The 492-nt window shown below is 45.1% G+C and carries 2 tRNA genes; both read left to right on the top strand.

The features are described from left to right. Nucleotides 1-60 precede the first annotated feature (60 nt). A tRNA-Ile gene (locus ACM0OZ_RS49220) sits at nt 61-134 on the top strand. Between the two features lie 83 nt (nt 135-217). Next, nucleotides 218-290: transfer RNA gene (locus ACM0OZ_RS49215), tRNA-Ala, on the top strand. Nucleotides 291-492 lie beyond the last annotated feature (202 nt).

The raw sequence follows: 492 nt of genomic DNA, 5'->3' as shown, positions 1-492 counted from the left end.
ATCCCGAGGTCGGTCGCAATCTTAAGGAAAGCTTTCAAACTATAAACAGGGTTCGATAATGGGCTATTAGCTCAGGTGGTTAGAGCGCACCCCTGATAAGGGTGAGGTCCCTGGTTCGAGTCCAGGATGGCCCACCTGAAGACAGTGAACAGTCAACAGTCATCAGTGAACAGTAAAAAACTGAGAACTGGTAACTGGTAACTGAAAACTGACTTAGGGGGGTTTAGCTCAGTTGGTAGAGCGCCTGCTTTGCAAGCAGGATGTCAGCGGTTCGAGTCCGCTAACCTCCACCTACTCCAAGGGAAAAATTGCTACAAAAAAAATTGCTCTTAAGCAAAAAAAACTGAGAAAAAAGTTTTTGTGGCGGTTTCCAGTGTGATAAAATAAGAAAATGTGGATAATTCAGCAACATGACAAGAGTCAGACTGCTGGATGACATCCAGCCAGAACCTTGAAAACTGCATAGTAACGCGAAGCAGGTAGACACAGACA

This window comes from Scytonema sp. PCC 10023, from assembly GCF_963920835.1.
In the GTDB taxonomy this organism is placed as follows: Bacteria; Cyanobacteriota; Cyanobacteriia; order Cyanobacteriales; family Nostocaceae; genus Kalymmatonema.
Note: the sequence above shows the minus strand (reverse complement) of the source record. Positions and strands in the feature narration are given on the sequence as shown.